Raw genomic sequence first — 18,714 nt, 5'->3', positions numbered from 1 at the left:
TCATTTTACTGATCGACGGCACTTCGATATGGCTGAACTCTCCTGGATTACCGATTTCCCTCAACTCGATCGTCATCAACTGCTCGCGATTCGTAAAACCCTCGATGGCGCCTATCGCTCTTTTTCTCGTGAATATGGCGACAGCATTGAGTCCTTCTTCGATCCGCTGCTCTCGATGCTGATTGGCTTTGAAAAGCTGCTGCTGAATACGCCCTGGTGGCTGATGATTGCCATACTGGCCGGACTGGCGTTTTATGCCAGTCGTTCCTGGAAGCTGGTCGTTGGCGTCGTCGTTGCTTTTGTGTGCATTGGTCTTTTTGGGATGTGGGAAGATACGATGCGCACCATGAGCATTATTATTGCGTCCACCATGCTGGCGATCGTGCTGGGTTTACCGACAGGGATTTTGATGGCCCGCTCCGACAGGGCGCAAAGTGTGATCACCCCGCTGCTGGATGTGATGCAAACCATGCCGGCGTTTGTGTATCTGATCCCGGTCGTGATGCTGTTGGGCATCGGTAAAATTCCGGGCCTGATCGCTGTGGTGATTTATGCGATCCCGCCTGTGATCCGCCTGACGAATCTGGGTATCCGGCTGGTGGACAAAGAAGTGCTCGAAGCGGCGGAGGCATATGGCGCGAGCAGCTGGCAACGGCTGACCGGTGTGCAGTTGCCGCTGGCAATGCCGACGATCATGGCGGGCATCAATCAGACCATTATGATGGCGTTGGCCATGGTGGTGATTGCGTCCATGATTGGTGTCAAAGGTTTGGGGCAGCCTGTCCTTAAATCGATTACCAACCAGTATTTTACGTTGGGTCTGCTCAACGGGCTGGCCATCGTGGCACTGGCTATCATTTTTGATCGCATTTCCCAGAGCTATGCCCGGCGCACCCAGCAACATCTTTCGGGGCGCAAACATGACTGATTCAATCCACACGCAAGACACAAGCACACCGCTCATTCGTGTGCGCGACTTGTACAAAGTGTTCGGCCCTCAATCTGAGCAGGTTCTGACACAGGTTTATGCCGGAAAATCGAAATCTGCCATTCTGGCCGAAACCGGGCACACGCTTGGTCTGAACAAGATCAACCTGTCGATCTGTCAGGGCGAAATATTTGTTGTGATGGGCTTATCCGGCTCAGGCAAATCGACCTTGATCCGGCATTTCAATCGGCTCATCGAGCCGTCTGCCGGTCAGGTGGAAATTGACGGGGTGGATGTCACCGCTTTGAGTGCTTCTGCGCTGCAGGCATTCCGGCGCCAGCGGATGGCCATGGTTTTTCAGCGGTTTGCGCTGCTGCCTCACCGGACTGTGTTGCAAAACATTGGCTATGGTCTGCAGATACAAGGTGTTGATCACAACGAGTGGCGGGAAAAAGCCCGCTACTGGCTGGAGACTGTGGGGCTGACAGGTTATGGCGATCATTATCCATCAAGCTTGTCCGGCGGGCAGCAGCAGCGGGTTGGACTGGCGAGGGCGCTGTGCACCGATGCCGATATTCTGCTGATGGATGAGGCTTTTTCGGCGCTGGACCCGCTGATTCGCAGCGAGATGCAGGAGCAGCTGATGGCCCTGCAGTCCAAACTCGGCAAGACCATTATTTTTATCACACACGATCTGGACGAAGCGCTGCGGCTGGGTGACAGGATCGCGATATTGCGCGACGGTGAGCTGATTCAGCAGGGCCGACCTGTGGATATTCTGCTGCACCCCGTTGACGATTATGTTGAAGCTTTTGTCAAAGATGTGAATCGGTCCAGAGTGCTGAAAGTCGAGGCTGTCATGTCACCAGAGGTGCACAGTCTCGGAGTGTGTTCAGTATCCGAGGCGAGCCGATACATGGCGCAGCATCGCCTGAACGAGGTCTATGTGCTGGATGAGCAGCAGCGATATCTGGGCGTGCTGACCCGTCACCGTCTTGAAAAGGCCATGACTGACGCGCCGGATGGGTGGTTAGAAGAACCTGTCTTGCTGCAGGTGCCTGCGATTTCGCGTTATCAGCTGCTGGAGCAGGTGCTGCCAGTCACACTGGAGGCGGATGTCGCTTTGCCTGTACTGGGAGAGCAGGGGGAAGTGTGCGGCTGTCTGTCACGTTCTACACTGGCGAAAGTGCTCAGTGAACACCATGTTGTAAACGCAGTGCCATAAATGCAATGTCGTCAACATAATGCCGGATCATTGATGTATCTGTGGGGCCAAAATGAATCAGGCCGCTTGGAGGCGGCCTGATTGGGTTTTGCAATGTGCTGTCATTACCATTTCTTTTTCGGCTGGAACAGGATATCCAGCTCGTCCTGCTCTTTTTCCAGCATTTCCTGACGCTGTTTCGCATTGCTCTGATTTTGCGAGCTGTCAATTTCATCCAGCATGGCCTGCAATTTTTCGCGCGCCTGATTGGCATAATTGTGATTTTTGGTCGCCAGCGCATCCAGCCCTTTTCTTAACAGCTGTTTGGCGGTTCCAATCTGGCGTTTCATGCGGGCATCGTTGGCACGTTTCACCACGTTTTCAATGTTAATGCGCAGCTGTAATCCCTCCAGACGCGCATTTTCAGCGACGAATGCCTGAGTGCCCAGACGGCCTTTGCTGTGTTCGCTTTTTACGACCTGTTTCAGGCGTTTGACCAGCTGCAGCATGGCAATCGCCTGACGGTCTGTGGTGGGGACCTTAAAGCCGGACATTTCATTTGGGGTGTAATTTTGCTGCAGCTGATGAATCTGCTCCCGGACGTTGTTAATACGCTGGGGCATAGAGCGATCTTTCTGATCCACCTCGAACATGCTTTCCAGCGCTGACAGAATACGTTGATTCAGACAGACCAGTAATTCTTTGCTGTAAGGCAAATGATGAGCATGACCGATCAGATCTTCACTGGAGTCGATGATGGCAATGTGCTTAGCCAATTCCTGCTGCTTCTGGCTCTCCAGCTGCTGCCGGTACTGAATGATAACGTTATAACCCACAACCAGGACTAACAACAGGCCGATAAGACCGACCACTAAAGGTATACTCATAAAACTCGATCAGATAATCCACAGACAAACGAAGCCATAAGATACACCATCTGATCATGAGGTCATAGCATAGGGTAGAATTTTGCTCATAGCCTCACATTCGCAGTGCGCACATTTTTACATTGGGAGAGCTTGCTGGTTATCTGTCACTAAGGCCGGGCCCGTATAGATTTCCACCTGTTGTCAAAATATGATGGTCAGAACGCGTTCAGAGCCTATGTGTTGCTGTACATGTGCATTTTAGACACTATGATACTGTATATAACATAGTGAAATAGATAGTCGCATTGTTAGAATGTAACGGACTATATTTGGGACGGGAAAATGAAACTACAACAATTACGCTATATCGTTGAGGTGGTGAACCATAATCTCAATGTGTCCTCGACGGCTGAAAACCTGTATACCTCTCAACCGGGTATCAGCAAACAGGTCCGTTTACTTGAGGATGAGCTCGGTATTCAGATTTTCGAGCGTAGCGGTAAACACCTGACCAAAGTGACACCGGCGGGTGAGAACATTGTCCGGATTGCGCGTGACATTCTTTCACGAGTGGAAAGCATTAAATCGGTTGCCGGTGAATATACCCATCCGGAAATGGGTACATTGCATATCGCGACCACACACACCCAGGCGCGTTATGCTTTGCCGAAAGTGATTCAGGGCTTTATTGAACGTTACCCGAAAGTTTCTTTACACATGCATCAGGGCACGCCTTCCCAGATAGCGGACGCGGTATCCAAAGGGACGACCGTCTTTGCCATTGCCACAGAAGCACTGCATTTATATCAGGATATGATTATGTTGCCGTGCTATCACTGGAACCGCTCAATTGTGGTGCGCTCCGATCATCCCTTGGCCCAGAAGAAAGACATTAGCATTCATGATCTGGCCGCTTACCCATTAGTAACCTACGTGTTTGGTTTTACCGGGCGTTCTGAACTGGATAATGCGTTTAACCGATCCGGGTTAACCCCCGTATTGTGTTTACGGCGACAGATGCCGATGTCATTAAAACCTATGTGCGGCTGGGAATCGGCGTCGGTGTGATGGCAAGCATGGCGATTGATCCTGAGACAGACCATGATCTGGTTGCCATTGATGCCAGCCATATTTTTGAAGCCAGTACCACGACCATTGGCTTTAAAAAAGGCACCTTCCTGCGTACCTATATGTACGATTTCATGGAACGCTTCGCCCCGCATCTGACCCGGAACGTGGTTGATCAGGCGCTGGCACTCAAGAGCAATGACGAAATCGAAGCCATGTTTGCCAGTATTAAATTACCGGTACGCTGAGTTTTTAAAGCCTTACAGCAAACATTAAGCCGCATTGTGCGGCTTTTTTGTACTTGCTTCACTATTCACTGCTTTTGCGACCTGAGATGAGATAAAATACGGCCTTTCAGTTTATCAGCGTATCAGGGTTGTGAATGTCTGCTTATTCAGACACATTTTGTCAGTTGGATGTCTTGCTCACTCAGAAAAGAGCATTCTGGCAGTTTATGCCTTTTGCCTGCCACGAATATCCCTGGCAACACAGTCACCCGGCGCTGTCGGGCTGGCTGGACTCGTTGACCGATCAGGATGTGGCCAACTTATTGCAGGACACTGCTGCGCTGATTGATGAGTTAGCGGTTTTTCTCCCAGCCCTGCCTGAAGTGCATCAGTTGGCTGATATTCCTCTACTCCCTTTAGTCTCAGAGGTTTCGCCGCATCTGCCCCGTGGGTTGGATGTCGGTATTCCGGGCCGGAAATGGCAGCAAGTGCTGGCATTCAATGCGGTACTGCCTTCGCATCAGCTCCCCTGGCTGGAATGGTGTGCCGGGAAAGGGTATTTAGGACGAGTGCTGGCCGCATGCCACCACACTCAGGTCACCAGTCTTGAGTGGCAACAGAGTTTGACGCTAGCCGGTCAGTCAGCCGCGGATCAGTTAGGCTTGCCAATGACGTTCGTTCAGGCAGACGCCTTCGCGCCGGAAAGCGCCAGTGTGATCCGGCCGGATCAGCATGCGGTGGCTTTACATGCCTGCGGCGATCTGCACGTTAGCCTGTTGGAGCGGGGAGCTGCAAAGCGCACAGCGGCGGTCAGTGTGTCACCTTGTTGTTACCACCTGATCCGTCATGACACCTATCAGCCATTGTCGGCACCGGCAAAAGCGAGTGAGCTGAGATTATCCAAGCATGATTTGAGAATGCCGCTGCAAGAAACCGTCACAGCCGGACAACGGGTGAAACAGCAGCGATTTGTCGAAGTCAGCTACCGCCTGGGCTTTGATGCTTTGCAGAAACATCTGACCAACAATGACGCTTATTTGCCTGTCCCCAATGTGCAAAAAGCCCTCTTGAAGAATGGCTTTGCTGATTTTTGCCGGTGGGCGGCAGCGCAAAAGGGATTGCAATTGCCGCAAGAGATGGATTATTTGTACTGGCAGCGATTGGGGAAGCCCGCTTTCGAAAGGTCGAGCGTATGGAGCTGGTTCGCCAGGCTTTTCGCCGACCGCTTGAAATGTGGCTGGTTTTTGACCGGGCGCTGTTTATGGAAGAGGCCGGATATCAAGTGTCTGTGGGCACATTCTGCGATAAACCCATCACACCAAGAAATATTATGATTCACGCCCAATTGGAGAAATAATGGAGACAAGCACGCTGATTTACTGTGCGCTGGCCTTATCGGCTGGTTGTTTTGTGCAAAGTACCGTTGGCTTTGGCATGGCTATTGTGGCGGCGCCGATTGTGTATTTTTATGAACCGCGTTTTGTTCCGGGTGTGGTGACATTTGTTGGCCTGGTACTGGCGCTGATCAATATGTGGCAGTACCGGCGAATGATTTCCTTTACCGGCATGAGCGCGGCGTTTGTCGGGCGCGTGCCTGGCACCATAGTGGCCGGCTGGATATTGGTGTACATCAGTGCGGAGCATCTGGCGCTGGTACTGGGGGCGGGTGTGTTACTGGCGGTTGTGATCAGTTTGTCGAAGGTGCGCTTTAAGCCCACCCCAAAAGCTTTATTTGTGGCTGGTTTTACGTCAGGTCTGATGGGAACGACAACCAGTATTGGTGGTCCGCCGATGGCCTTGGTTCTGCAGCACGCCGAAGCCGGAAAGTTACGAGCCAATCTGGCCGTGTATTTTGTTTTCAGCTGTATATTATCGCTGATTGCTCTGTCGGCAACGGGCCACTTCAGTGTGTGGCATCTGAAATACGCACTGATTGTTCTGCCCGCACCGATATTGACCACTTTGTTTGCTTATAAGGTTCAGCATTTGATCAAAACCGAATGGGTCAGATATGCCTTGCTGGTGTTGTGTACCTTTGCCGGCATGGCCGCCATGTGGCAGGGACTCAGCCCGATGTGGGCGTAGAATGACAGAGGCCGCTGAGAACAGCGGCCTCTGTCGTTGGATGGGTTAGCTGGCTTTGGGGATGATATTAAACAGATTAAATTGGCGCTGTTCCAGTTCATGAGCTGGCATGGGTTTACCCATATAATAGCCCTGACAATAGTCAAACTCGCACTGCTGGATATACTCCAGCTGTTCAAGCGTCTCGACACCTTCGGCGACTAACTTCAGGTTAAGTTTGTCACAGATGGCGCAGGTCGCCTCCACAATGGCCCGGCTGCTCGGGTTATTGGCCTGCACGAAGCTTTGATCGAGCTTCACCATTGTGATTGGCAGATTCTGTAACTGAGAAAGCGACGAATATCCGGTACCAAAATCGTCAAGATGAAGTTCTATGCCCAGTTCAGCAAGATCAACAAGGCACTGTTTGGCGTCATCGTATTCCTGCAACATGGCAGACTCAGTTAACTCTAATGCCAGTTGTTTAGCATTTATGTCGTAGTGTTCGAGTAATGTCCCGATATAGCTGGCGAGACTGGCATGCAGCTGCGCCCGGGATAAGTTCACACTGACGGTAAATCGCTTCCCGTAGGCCTTATTCCAGTTTGAAAGCTGCATGCAAGCTTGCTTCAGCGTCCATTTACCGAGCGGTACAATCTGGCCGGTTTCTTCAGCAAGCGGGATGAATTCAGACGGAGCAACCTGGCCAAGATCTTCATCGTACCAGCGGATTAAAGCTTCAAATCCGCCTAAGCGATTGTTTTTTAAATCAACAATAGGCTGGTAATACAGCTCGAAGGCTTCAGCATCCATGGCCAGCGTCAGGTGGTGACGCAGTGTCATTTTTCGGTATAAATCTTCCGCCATCTCGGGGGAGAAATGATGGCATCGATTCCGTCCTCTCAGTTTGGCGCGATGCATGGCCATGTCGGCCTGGGTAATGAGGGTTTCAATTTTCTTGGCGTCATTGGGGAAGCTGGCCATTCCGATACTGCAGCCAATGGATAGCTCACCCACTTCTTTCAGATGAAAAGGCTTATTGAGATTGGTAATGAGCTTTCGCGCAAACTGGGCCGGATCGTCAACCTGGCGGTGATCAATCTGGATGATGAACTCATCTCCGCCAAACCGGGCCAGCAAGCCGTTGAATTTGACAATTTCACTGAGGCGAATCGCGATCGCCCGCAACATCTTATCGCCAATGGCATGACCATAGGTGTCATTGATGAGCTTAAATCCGTCCACATCCAGAAACAGCAAGGTATACGGCTGAGACGAATGTTGAGAGGCATGGATAGCATTAATCATCCCTCTGCGGTTCAGCAAGCCGGTCAGGTAGTCGTGTTCTGACTGGTATTTTGCTTGTTTCAGCTGTTCTTTCTCCTGGCTGATATTCACCAGGCTGAGTAAGAGTTGCTGTTTGTCTGCCAGCCACTTGCCATCAATGCTGAACCAGTCGTAGTTTCGGCCTGTCCAGCACAGCTTTCTGTGGTTCACCACTTGTCCTTCACTGGCATCATGCAACCACTTTTCAGCCAATTTGATATCGCCGACAAACGTGGCGAGGCTGTCCAGCTGTTCACCAAAAGCGTGAATGAAGGCGCGATTGGCACTCAGCAACTGACCTTCAGAAGAAAAAAGCAGGGCAAGATTGGAGCCGTCAGAAAATGCCAGCTCACGTCTCAGGCTGGCTTCCTCAGAAATCACATGAACCAGCATGGCGATTCTGCCATCTTCGCTCGGAATACCAGAAAAATGACACAAGGCATTTTTCACTTTGCTCTTGGGGCTGTAGCTCCACCAAAGTTTTAGCGACTCACCGCGTTTGAACATTTGCAAATAGTCATTCAGGGTCGCTTCTACCGCGTCGGACATATCCTGTCCCAGATCCCGTGATGTCAGCTCACTCAGGCTCTCTGCCTCCCAAAGAGGAAGTGCAGCAGAATTCGCCCAGATAATGGCTTTGTTTTCGATGTCGAAAACCCATACAGGGGATTGCAGATATTCAAAGGTCGTAAAGAATTGGCTCATACCAGATAAAGGAATGACTTTAAAGGGGCAATGCCTCAACGATAGCCTAAATTGCCTGAGGCATACATGCGAGAGGGTGTAAAGCGTGATCTTGATTCCGGAAGTGAGTGTTGCATAAATGTAAATTAATGATAAATAAGCACAAATAGTGATCTGGTCGTGTATCTTTTTACTCGGGAATGTGCGGTGCTGGTGATGAGTCAGCCTTTGAGACAGGGCTTAGCGAAATCACTAAGCCCAGAATTGCTCTGATCTGACAGGTAAATGCACACTCACTTTTCATTATGAAACTCAGTGTGCATTTTTATGGTGCTTTACCCGACGGCAGGAATCAATCCAGCCATCTGGAGGAACTGTGCTGTGATGATCAGCACACCTGCGCTGGTTGCCATGATGAGAGCCGGTTTACCGCCGCTGACCTGGTACTCACCGACCGTCTGGCGTTGTCCCCGCTGAACATGCACCATGGCCACTGGCAGGAAGATAGCCAGAATGACGAGCGCAATGGCCGCGTAACCCAGCGCCATGATAAAGCCTTGAGGATAAAACAGGGCAAAGCACAGCGGTGGTACGAAGGTAAAGAGAGCCGTTTGGACTCTGCCGGACTTCGAATTTTTCTGATTTAAGGTATCTGACAGGAAGTCAAACAAGCCCAGACTTACACCGAGGAAAGAAGTCGCCAGCGCAAGGTCTGCAAAGATAGAGACGGAATTGCTGACCATAGGGCTTTTGAGCAGCGTGTTCAGTGCGGCAATAAAGCTACCCAGGCTGGAATTGGCAATCAGATCAGACTGGCTGAGAATGCCCTGGCTGGCCACTTGCCACAGCAGATAAATGACTAACGGCACAGAGGCTCCCAGGATCATCACCTTTCGCAGCGCTTTCATATCGATGCCCACATAGCGGACGATCGAGGGAATGCTGCCGTGGAAGCCAAAGGAGGTAAACACCACAGGCAGTGCCGAGATGAGCAGGCCTTTTTCGACTGGCATATCAACCAGGTGTTGTCCCTGAATATGCGGCAATAACAGGCTGAGCATGACTGCCAGCGCAATAATTTTCAGCGTAAACAGGATACGGTTGACCAAATCAACTGAGTGTGTCCCGACCGAGACCACAGTGGCAATCAGCAAAGTGAACAGGACTGTGCCAGTTTGAGGCATGACATCAAGTCCAAACCAGCCGGATAACTTGTCATTTAGCTGGGCACCGCCACCGGCAATATAGGCCGCGCACAATGCGTAAAACAGAAACATCATCGCAATGTTGGCGATAATTTGTCCTTTGGTACCCAGCAACTCCTTCGCCAGCGAATGGAGTGTGGCTGATGGGTCAGCATGTTGATGGACTTCCAGCATCAGCAGCGCTGTGTATACCATGAGTGCCCAGATACCGACCATGGTCAGTGTGGCGGTTGTAAAGCCCAATCCGGCCGATGCCAGCGGCAATGCCAGCATTCCTGCACCAATGGTTGTTCCGGCAATAATTAATGTACTGCCGAAGGTTTTGTTCATGCTCATCGAGTCAAAACTCCCTGTATTTTTATTAGTTTAATGAGTGGGAGAGGGGCGGTCAGGCTGATTCTCTCCGAAGAAAAAATATAGCCACAATGGTGCATGGGGTTGGAAGGAATTGATATGTTCAGATTTCTTTACAACACGCTCGACCACTGTGGCCGACGATAATAGAATTTCATGGCGAACTTACTCATAACATTTGTACAACAATTGGTGTTTTTGTCTGTAAAATATCCAGATTTGCAGGCTTAATTTACGGTCGACACTTTAAATGCAGAAAAATGACCTGTCAACTTTAGTTTATTTTTGTGTAATCTTATGTTTACACTTTAGGTGTATTGTCAGTGTGTGTAATGCATTGCACCGAGGTGGGTTTTCAATTATCAGTGCTTAAGATTCTCTCGTGGTTGACTAAGTGTTACAGTGAAGTGCCAACTGAATCAATAAGAGGAACAACATGTTGCAAGTTGTCATGATAAGTACCGGTGAAGAAGTCCTGCATGGAGATATCGTTGATACCAATGCGGCATGGCTGTCCCGTTTGTTTTTTCAGAACGGCTTCGCGCTGTCGCGACGCACGACTGTCGGTGATCAGCTTGAAAGCCTGGCATCGGAAATTGAGCAGTGCAGCCTGACGGCTGATATTGTCATTGTAAATGGGGGGCTGGGGCCGACCACGGATGATTTGACAGCCCAGGCAGCAGCCATTGCAGCAGGCGCCGGTTTAGAGCAATCGGAGTTCTGGGTTGAGCAAATGATCGAAAAGTACCGGATTCTGGGCCGGGAAATGCCGCAGGCAAACCTGAAGCAGGCCATGCTGCCAGAGGGTGCCGATGTACTGGATAACCCGGTTGGCACGGCATGCGGCTTCATGATGAAGCTGAACCGTGCGCACTTGTTCTTTACTCCGGGTGTACCCAGCGAGTTTAAAGTCATGGTCGAAGATGAGATCCTGCCCAGGCTGAAATCGCTGCATCCGGAAGTTGCCGGCCTCGAGTGTCACCGGTTGTACAGCTTCGGATTATCAGAATCAGGGATTAACGACACTCTGGCTTCCCTGTCCTTACCGCCGTTATTCCAGCTGGGTTACCGATCTTACTTACCTTTTATTGAAGTGAAGTTGTTTGCACCGAAAGGTGATGCCCAGGCTGTTGCCGTGTTAGCGCAAATTCAAGCGCGTCTCGGCGAGAACATTGTCGGTGCCGGTGAAAACTTGCTGGATACCATAGGCACACATTTCTCCAAAGCCCCGCTCACTTTAACCGTTGCCGAGCAGTTTACCGGCGGTGATGTGCTTAACTGGCTGCAGGATAATCCGGCGACCCAGACCGCATTAAGTCAGGGCTGGTTGCTGACGACCCAGGTCGATCCCTCTTTGAGCGATGCAGAGCCTATGGGGGCCTCTTTAGCGATGGCTGCCGCCGCCCGGCAGCAGACGGGCTCCGATCTGGCACTGGTTTGTGGCCCGCTGTATGACAACAGTATTGCGATTGCCTTGTCTACGCCAAACGGTGACTGGGCGCAGCACGTGCGCACCAGAAGACAGTATGCCAATAAACCGCATCGTAAAATGGTCGCGACTTTGATGCTGGATATGCTGCGCCGATGGCAAACGGGTCAGACCGTGATTGGCCAGTATGAATCGTTCGAGCGGCTGAGTGAGTTGTTTTTACCGGCAGAGCCGAACTGATCTCAATCAGCACAATGTCTAGTCCTAAAATAGGTTGACGCTTTTTATGTAGCCAGTAGGTATTCCCTACTGGCTTTTTCATGCACTTCACTCGGGGTTCTCATCCCCAAGCTCGTATGCGGTCTCAAGTCGTTATATGTCGATATCGACTCTTTCACTAACACCATAAGCTCTTTTAGGGTATTGCACTGGTAGAGTAGGAACTCACTCTTTAGTATGCCATTAACCCGCTCAGCCAGCGCATTCTGATAACAGTCATAACCATCAGTCATTGAAGGTATCATGCTATTGGCGCTTAACTTTTCCTGGTACTCTGATGAGCAGTATTGTAACCCTCGATCTGAGTGGTGAATTGTTGCTGCATCTGTTTGGCGGTTGGTTATGGTCATATCCAGCGCTTTTACCACGTCGCTAGCCTTCATTTCGTTACTCAATTCATAGCCTAATATTTTCCGGGAGTAAGCGTCTGTAACTAGTGAGAGATAGTGTGTCCCTTCATCTGTTTTGACATAGGTAATATCGCTCACAACCACTTGCTCTACATGATGAACAACTTTATCTTTCAAAAGGTTTGGGTGCTTCCTGAGCCAATGTTTGCTGTTCGTCGTCTTGGTGTAGTTCTTCCTTGGCTTGACCAGCAGGTTCTCGTTTTTTAAGTACTTGAATAACCCATCTCGTCCCAACTTTATTCCTTGTTTCTCTAGCTGGGGCTTAATCAACTGGTATAGCTTACGAGTACCAACCCGAGGCATAAGTTGCCGCCAGTACCTTACCATCTCTTTTACAGGCAAGAGTTCCTCAGCACGCACTTCGAGGCGCTGCTTCCATTGATGCACAGCTTGCCGGGATAAATTGAACTGCCTACATGCAGTTGCGAGCTTTACTTTTCCTTGCTCTTTGGCAAGCCAGAGCGCTCGGCTAAGTACTTTTTTTCCAAGTCTATTCCGTGTTCTTTTTTAAGGATTTCCACCATATCGCTGTAAATCATGTTCTTTAATTCAGCGTCGGCAAGGGCTTTTTCTAGGCGCTTAATCTTCTGTGCTGGCGATTCTTTTGATTTAGGCATAGTAGGGAAGTGTTCAACTGGCTTCGACCAATCTAACTTACCATGCTTTCTTAGCCATACAAGAACAGTGCTTCGTCCCTGAATGCCAAAGTGTGCTTGGGCTTGTTTGTAGGTCATCTCGCCTTTTTCAACCTGAGCAACAACAGCGAGTTTAAAGCCTAATGTGTAATCACGCTGTGTTCGTTTTATCTTTGATTTGCTTGATGAGTTCATTGATAAGTCTCCAATGTGTCAACTTATCTCAGGACGGGACACAACAAACAAAAAAGCCAGTCCGGTAATCCAGACTGGCTTTGTTTGACAGAAACTTGAGCTGTATTCAGCGCTGAGGTGGGTTACTCGTTCACCGCAGACTGAGAGAGCTGGACCTGGTAATCAAACTCCAGACTCAGATCTGAGGTTGGCACGGACTGGCAAGCAAGGATTTCTCCCGGTGCGACAAAGGCCATTGCCTCGCGCTGCTCTACACTGCCTGCTGTGAGTTTGCACCGGCAGGCTCCACACATTCCATTGCGGCACTGGTACTCAGGTTGTAAACCTGCGCGTTCCAGTTGAACTAATAAGGGTTCGTCGCTGTTAGCAGAAACCTGTTGTCCGTTAACCGTAATGGTCAATCGGCTCATAGTTCGAAGTCACCCAGATCGTCAGCACTGACATCGTTGTCAATCTGACCAACCAGATATGAACTGATCTCAGCTTCCTGTGGTGCCACCTGAACGTTGTCAGACGACAGCCAGGCGTTGATCCAGGGAATCGGGTTCTGTGTCGCGCCAGGATAGGCAGGTTTCAGGCCAACCGCCGTCATACGCAGGTTGGTGATGTATTCCACGTACTGACAAAGAATATCTTTGTTCAGGCCGATCATCGATCCATCTTTGAACAGGTACTCTGCCCATTCTTTTTCCTGCTCTGCGGCATCTTTAAAGATGTCGAAGCTCTGCTGTTCGCACTCACGGGCAATCTCAGCCATCTCAGGATCATCCTGACCGGTACGCATCAGATTAAGAATATGCTGAGTGCCTGTCAGGTGCAGTGCTTCATCACGTGCGATCAGCTTGATGATTTTGGCATTACCTTCCATCAGTTCACGCTCAGCGAAGGCAAAAGAGCAGGCAAAGCTGACGTAGAAACGGATCGCTTCCAGCGCATTCACCGACATCATGCACAGGTAGAGCTTTTTCTTTAACTCGTGCAGACTGACCACAACGGTTTCACCGTTGACCACATGCTCGCCTTCACCCATACGGTGATAATCACTGGTGCCTTGGATCAGTTCGTCGTAGTAACGGGAAATATCCGCCGCGCGTTTAATAATGTGCTCATTTTCAACGATATCGTTAAATACCACAGCAGGATCGTTAACGATATTGCGGATAATATGCGTGTAGGAGCGCGAATGGATAGTCTCTGAGAATGACCAGGTTTCAATCCAGGTTTCCAGTTCAGGAATCGAGACCAGTGGCAGCAGGGCAACGTTTGGGCTGCGTCCCTGAATGGAATCCAGCAGGGTTTGGTATTTCAGGTTACTGATGAAAATGTGGCGTTCGTGCTCAGGCAGATTGTTGAAGTTAATCCGATCACTGGATACATCAACTTCTTCCGGACGCCAGAAGAAAGACAATTGTTTTTCAATCAGTTTTTCGAAAATCTCGAACTTTTGCTGGTCGTAACGTGCAACGTTCACCGGCTGACCAAAGAACATCGGTTCATGCAGCGGGTTATTGTTAGTTTTACAGAAAGTACTGTATGCCATTGTGTCCTCAGCATCAAAGGGGAGCCGAAGCTCCCATTTGTTTTTGTTAGTGATTATATCTTGCAGCTGGTGCAGTCGTCTGCAGCGACATCGCCCTGCGCATCAGAAGCACCATCGCGGGTGTTGTGATAATACAGAGTTTTAACGCCGAGTTTATACGCTGTCAGCAGGTCCTTGAGCAAGAGTTTCATTGGCACTTTGCCACCTGGCTGAATGCTCGGGTCGTAGTTGGTATTCGCGGAAATCGCCTGATCGACGAACTTCTGCATGATACCGACCAGTTGCAGGTAGCCATCATTGCTGCCAATGTTCCAAAGCAACTCATAGTTGTCTTTGTATTTATTGTATTCAGGAACCACCTGCTTCAGGATGCCGTCTTTAGACGCTTTGATGGAGACGAAACCACGAGGTGGCTCAATACCATTGGTCGCGTTAGAAATCTGAGAAGATGTCTCAGACGGCATGAGCGCAGACAGTGTTGAGTTACGCAGGCCGTGCGTCATGATTTCCTGACGCAGCGCATCCCAGTCATAACGCAGTTCCTGACCACAGATTTTATCCAAATCTTTCTTATAGGTATCAATCGGCAGGATACCTTTCGAATAGGTGGTTTCATTGAACGCCGGGCAAGCACCGCGCTCTTTAGCCAGGCCGACAGACGCTTTCAGCAGGTAGTACTGAATGGCTTCAAAAGCCTGGTGGGTCAGGTTGTTCGCACTGCCGTCTGAATAACGCACACCGTGTTTTGCCAGATAGTAAGCGAAATTGATCACACCCACACCCAGAGTACGACGGTTCATGGTTGCACGACGAGCTGCTGGCAGCGGATAATCCTGGTAGTCCAGCAGGGCATCCAGAGCACGAACGGTCAGTTCAGCCATTTCTTCCAGCTCATCCAGGTTCTCAATTGCACCCAGGTTGAACGCAGACAGCGTACACAGTGCGATTTCACCGTTTTCATCTTCAACGTTGGTCAACGGTTTGGTTGGCAGCGCAATTTCCAGGCACAGATTAGACTGGCGAATTGGCGCAACCGCCGGGTCAAACGGGCTGTGTGTATTACAGTGGTCAACATTCTGGATATAAATACGGCCAGTAGACGCACGCTCTTGCATCAGCAGAGAGAACAGATCGATGGCTTTCACGGTCTGCTTTTTAATGCTGTCGTCTTGCTCATACTTCACATACAGGCGTTCAAACTCTTCCTGATCGGCAAAGAAAGCATCATATAGCCCAGGGACATCCGACGGTGAGAACAGAGAAATGGTCTCGCCTTTGATCAGACGGGTATACATCAGTTTGTTGATTTGGACACCGTAATCCATGTGACGGACACGGTTTTCTTCAACACCACGGTTGTTTTTCAGCACCAGCAGAGATTCAACTTCGCGGTGCCAGATTGGGTAGAACAAGGTGGCAGCGCCACCACGAACACCGCCCTGAGAACAGCATTTGACCGCGGTCTGGAAATACTTGTAGAACGGAATACAGCCGGTATGGAAAGCTTCGCCGCCACGGATTTCAGAACCCAGGGCACGGATACGACCTGCGTTGATACCGATGCCCGCACGCTGGGAAACGTAGCGAACAATCGCGCTGGCGGTTGCATTGATCGAATCCAGGCTGTCATCACATTCAATCAGGACACAGGAGCTGAACTGACGGGTTGGCGTGCGCACACCAGACATAATCGGTGTAGGCAGGGAAACCTTAAACAGCGACACGGCATCATAAAAGCGCTTGATGTAGTCCAGACGGGTTTCTTTCGGATATTTACTGAACAAACACGCTGCAATCATGATGTACAGGAACTGGGCACTTTCGTAGATTTCACCGCTGACACGGTTCTGGACAAGGTACTTACCTTCTAACTGCTTCACTGCAGCATATGAGAAGTTCATGTCGCGCCAGTGATCGATATAGTCATCCATCGCGGCCATTTCTTCAGCCGAGTAATCTTCAAGCAGGTGCTTGTCGTACTTACCCTTGTCGACCATTTTTCGGACATGGTCAAGCAGTGTCGGTGGCTCGAACTGACCATACGCTTTTTTACGCAGATGGAAGATAGCAAGGCGGGCAGCCAGATACTGGTAATCTGGCGACTCTTCCGAAATCAAGTCAGCAGCTGCTTTAATGATGGTCTCATGAATATCTTCTGTTTTGATACCATCGTAGAACTGGATATGAGATTTCAGCTCAACCTGCGACACTGACACATTTTCCAGACCTTCAGCGGCCCAGGTAATGACACGGTGGATCTTGTCCAGATCGATGCGTTCTTTGCGTCCATCACGCTTGGTTACAGTTAGCTGTTGATTCATTTTTAATCGTTTTCCCAGTTTTCCCTGATCTATAGTGCTTTTTTGCAATTTTATTATAAAAGTGAAAGAAGATTGTGATCTTCGTTACACTTAAAATGATAGACCAAAACACTATATGTTGGGGTGTTAAGCCATGTGGCAAACAAGATAGTGGTGAGGATACGAATTTGCAAGCTGGTATTTTTTGACCGCTTGTGGATAACGTGGGGATGTAAAATGGATAGTTAGTGCGTACTCACCTATTTCATCAGACTTGCCAGTGTCATAGGAAAATGCAAACAAAATGCACCTGTTTTTTCCGCCGGAAAAAAATTTTTTCCTTGATTTTTCCTGATTTTCCGCTCTATTTTTGCGTGCAGCATGATTGGTTAAAAAAGGCGCTTTCGTTACGATTATGTTGTTCCAGTATGGGGATGAGTGCGGCGGGTTCAGACAGGATCGCTTGCGCTTGCCACAGGTCGGGATGATGCTCATCACCTATGTATCCCCAGCCTGCGACAGCACCCGGCATGCGTGCGGCTCGCGCGGCAATCATGTCCTTTTCAATGTCACCGACATACAGGCAACGTTCAGGTGGGATGTTCAGCAGCTGGCAGGCATGCCAGAGCGGATCCGGGTGTGGCTTTGCTTTGTCTAATGTGTCGCCACAAACGACGACTTCTGCTTCAGACAACACAGGGAAGTAGGGAAGCAGGCGCTGAGTGAGAAACTCAGGTTTGTTTGTCATTATTCCCCATGGAACTCTATTTTTGTTCAAATAGTTTAAAAGTGTATCAATACCATCATACATTGATGTTTTTAAACAAATTTCATCATGATAGTAATCAAGGAACTGTTGCCTGAGATGCAAAGGGTTCAGATGTGCGGGTATGGTGCCAAATCCCGCTTTTATCAAGCCATTGGCACCGTAGCTGGTATTCGCCTGGATTTGCGCTGACGTCAGTGGCTGAACATCGTAATCTGCAAGCACTCTGTTAGCCGCCCTTGCCATATCCGGAGCGGTATCAAGCAAGGTGCCGTCCAGGTCAAAAAGTACAGCATCAATCCGGAATTCCCACATAGGCCGTATCCTTCTCCCAAGCGCTGATAAAGTAAGTACAATGAGTGTGCTTAAAGCATATCAGTAAAACGGCAAAACAGTATGATGATGCGTTTTATCCGGACATTAGATGAAACGCGGAAGAAGGGGAGGTCGCCAGGCCGGAATGACCAGCCTGGCTGTAGTGAGACAGGCTGTTTATTCTGGTTTCACTGTGTGCAGAATATAATTCACGTCCACGTTACGGCCCAGCTTGTAGGTATCGGTAAGCGGGTTGTAGTGCAAGCCGGTCATGTGGCGGTCTTCGAGCGCAGTCAGATCAACCATCGCCATCAGCTCTGACGGACGAATAAACTTTTTGTGATCATGCGTACCTTTAGGGACCAGTTTCATGACCTGCTCGGCACCGACAATCGCAAACAAGTAGGATTTCATGTTCCGGTTCAGGGTTGAAAAGAACACATGGCCGCCAGGCTTCACGAGCCGGGCACAGGATGCAATGACAGAGGCGGGATCCGGCACATGTTCCAGCATTTCCATGCAAGTGACGACGTCGTACAGTCCGGGGTGCTGTTCAGCATGTTCTTCAACCGTTTGCTGGATGTAGTCCAGCTGAGTGCCGGTTTCCAGCGCATGCAGACGAGCCACCGTTAATGGCTCTTTCCCCATGTCCAAACCCGTGACATCCGCGCCTTCTCTGGCCATACTTTCGGCCAGGATGCCGCCACCGCAGCCTACATCGAGGATTTTTTTGCCAAACAGTCCGCCGGCATGGTCGATCACATAGTTCAAGCGCAGTGGGTTGATCTGATGCAAAGGCTTGAACTCACCTTCCAGATCCCACCAGCGTGATGCCATTTCTTCAAATTTACTGATTTCTGCCGGATCGACATTTAACTGCTTGGTCATTATTGCTCGCCATTTCCATTGATGTCAG

14 protein-coding genes and 1 pseudogene are annotated in these 18,714 nt (G+C 49.9%); 6 read left to right on the top strand and 9 right to left on the bottom strand.

The genetic code is table 11. The annotated features are described in order from the left end of the window. Positions 1-28: 28 nt before the first annotated feature. Both P4S53_RS18520 and P4S53_RS18515 read left to right on the top strand, forming a co-directional pair. The gene (locus tag P4S53_RS18520) at positions 29-928 is read left to right on the top strand and encodes an ABC transporter permease (RefSeq protein ID WP_337113840.1); all 900 of its coding nucleotides are present in this window, start codon (positions 29-31) and stop codon (positions 926-928) included. Beyond that, positions 921-2,153 carry a quaternary amine ABC transporter ATP-binding protein gene (locus tag P4S53_RS18515; RefSeq protein ID WP_337113839.1) on the top strand — a complete coding sequence of 411 codons (1,233 nt, stop codon included), beginning with the start codon at positions 921-923 and terminating at the stop codon, positions 2,151-2,153. Before P4S53_RS18520 ends, P4S53_RS18515 begins: the two co-directional genes overlap by 8 nt. Before the next feature lie 104 nt (positions 2,154-2,257). Here P4S53_RS18515 and P4S53_RS18510 read toward each other — a convergent pair whose 3' ends face one another. Further along, entirely contained in the window at positions 2,258-3,019 is a 762-nt protein-coding gene (locus P4S53_RS18510; RefSeq protein ID WP_027253385.1) for a hypothetical protein, read from the bottom strand. Positions 3,020-3,343: 324 nt separating this feature from the next. Between P4S53_RS18510 and cysB the strand changes: the two are divergent. The 3 genes and pseudogenes from cysB (at position 3,344) to P4S53_RS18495 (ending at position 6,381) form a co-directional block, all read left to right on the top strand. Continuing rightward, positions 3,344-4,317: pseudogene (gene cysB, locus P4S53_RS18505) on the top strand (HTH-type transcriptional regulator CysB). 134 nt (positions 4,318-4,451) lie between these two features. Continuing rightward, positions 4,452-5,630, top strand: coding sequence for a methyltransferase (locus P4S53_RS18500; RefSeq protein ID WP_337113838.1), 1,179 nt, complete (start codon positions 4,452-4,454; stop codon positions 5,628-5,630). Between the two features lie 22 nt (positions 5,631-5,652). Beyond that, positions 5,653-6,381 (top strand): sulfite exporter TauE/SafE family protein, encoded by a 729-nt coding sequence (locus P4S53_RS18495; protein ID WP_337113837.1) that lies wholly within the window; start codon positions 5,653-5,655, stop codon positions 6,379-6,381. Between the two features lie 45 nt (positions 6,382-6,426). Here P4S53_RS18495 and P4S53_RS18490 read toward each other — a convergent pair whose 3' ends face one another. Together P4S53_RS18490 and tyrP are read right to left on the bottom strand one after the other, a co-directional pair. Beyond that, a complete protein-coding gene (locus P4S53_RS18490) occupies positions 6,427-8,391 on the bottom strand; it encodes a putative bifunctional diguanylate cyclase/phosphodiesterase (RefSeq protein WP_337113836.1) in 1,965 nt (654 codons plus the stop codon). Positions 8,392-8,705: 314 nt separating this feature from the next. Continuing rightward, positions 8,706-9,911: a tyrosine transporter TyrP gene (gene tyrP, locus P4S53_RS18485; RefSeq protein WP_337113835.1), complete on the bottom strand. Its 1,206-nt coding sequence runs from the start codon at positions 9,909-9,911 to the stop codon at positions 8,706-8,708. A 454-nt stretch (positions 9,912-10,365) separates the two neighbouring features. On the opposite strand from tyrP, the gene P4S53_RS18480 reads away from it, so the two are divergent. Continuing rightward, positions 10,366-11,598, top strand: a complete 1,233-nt coding sequence (locus tag P4S53_RS18480; protein WP_337113834.1) for a CinA family nicotinamide mononucleotide deamidase-related protein — start codon at positions 10,366-10,368, stop codon at positions 11,596-11,598. Positions 11,599-11,642: 44 nt separating this feature from the next. On the opposite strand, the gene P4S53_RS18475 is transcribed toward P4S53_RS18480, so the two are convergent. The 6 genes from P4S53_RS18475 to ubiG all read right to left on the bottom strand — a co-directional run bounded on the left by P4S53_RS18475 (position 11,643) and on the right by ubiG (position 18,686). Beyond that, positions 11,643-12,877 (bottom strand): IS3 family transposase gene (locus P4S53_RS18475; protein ID WP_337111999.1). Its coding sequence is split into 2 segments (ribosomal slippage): positions 11,643-12,532 and positions 12,532-12,877, totalling 1,236 coding nucleotides; the frame shifts between segments, so codons are not numbered across the junction. Between the two features lie 122 nt (positions 12,878-12,999). Beyond that, entirely contained in the window at positions 13,000-13,287 is a 288-nt protein-coding gene (locus P4S53_RS18470) for a 2Fe-2S iron-sulfur cluster-binding protein (protein WP_337113833.1), read from the bottom strand. Beyond that, positions 13,284-14,417 carry a class Ia ribonucleoside-diphosphate reductase subunit beta gene (gene nrdB, locus P4S53_RS18465; RefSeq protein ID WP_337113832.1) on the bottom strand — a complete coding sequence of 378 codons (1,134 nt, stop codon included), beginning with the start codon at positions 14,415-14,417 and terminating at the stop codon, positions 13,284-13,286. The genes P4S53_RS18470 and nrdB overlap by 4 nt, the downstream gene beginning before the upstream one ends. Before the next feature lie 53 nt (positions 14,418-14,470). After that, on the bottom strand, positions 14,471-16,738 hold the full coding sequence (gene nrdA, locus P4S53_RS18460; protein WP_337113831.1) for a class 1a ribonucleoside-diphosphate reductase subunit alpha: 2,268 nt from the start codon (positions 16,736-16,738) through the stop codon (positions 14,471-14,473). A gap of 343 nt (positions 16,739-17,081) precedes the next feature. Next, positions 17,082-17,798 (bottom strand): HAD family hydrolase, encoded by a 717-nt coding sequence (locus P4S53_RS18455; protein ID WP_337113830.1) that lies wholly within the window; start codon positions 17,796-17,798, stop codon positions 17,082-17,084. A 177-nt stretch (positions 17,799-17,975) separates the two neighbouring features. After that, positions 17,976-18,686, bottom strand: a complete 711-nt coding sequence (gene ubiG / locus P4S53_RS18450) for a bifunctional 2-polyprenyl-6-hydroxyphenol methylase/3-demethylubiquinol 3-O-methyltransferase UbiG (protein WP_337113829.1) — start codon at positions 18,684-18,686, stop codon at positions 17,976-17,978. Positions 18,687-18,714 lie beyond the last annotated feature (28 nt).

The organism is Photobacterium sp. Hal280 (assembly GCF_037162255.1).
Lineage (GTDB): Bacteria > Pseudomonadota > Gammaproteobacteria > Enterobacterales > Vibrionaceae > Photobacterium.
This window is presented reverse-complemented; position numbering and strand designations above follow the sequence as displayed.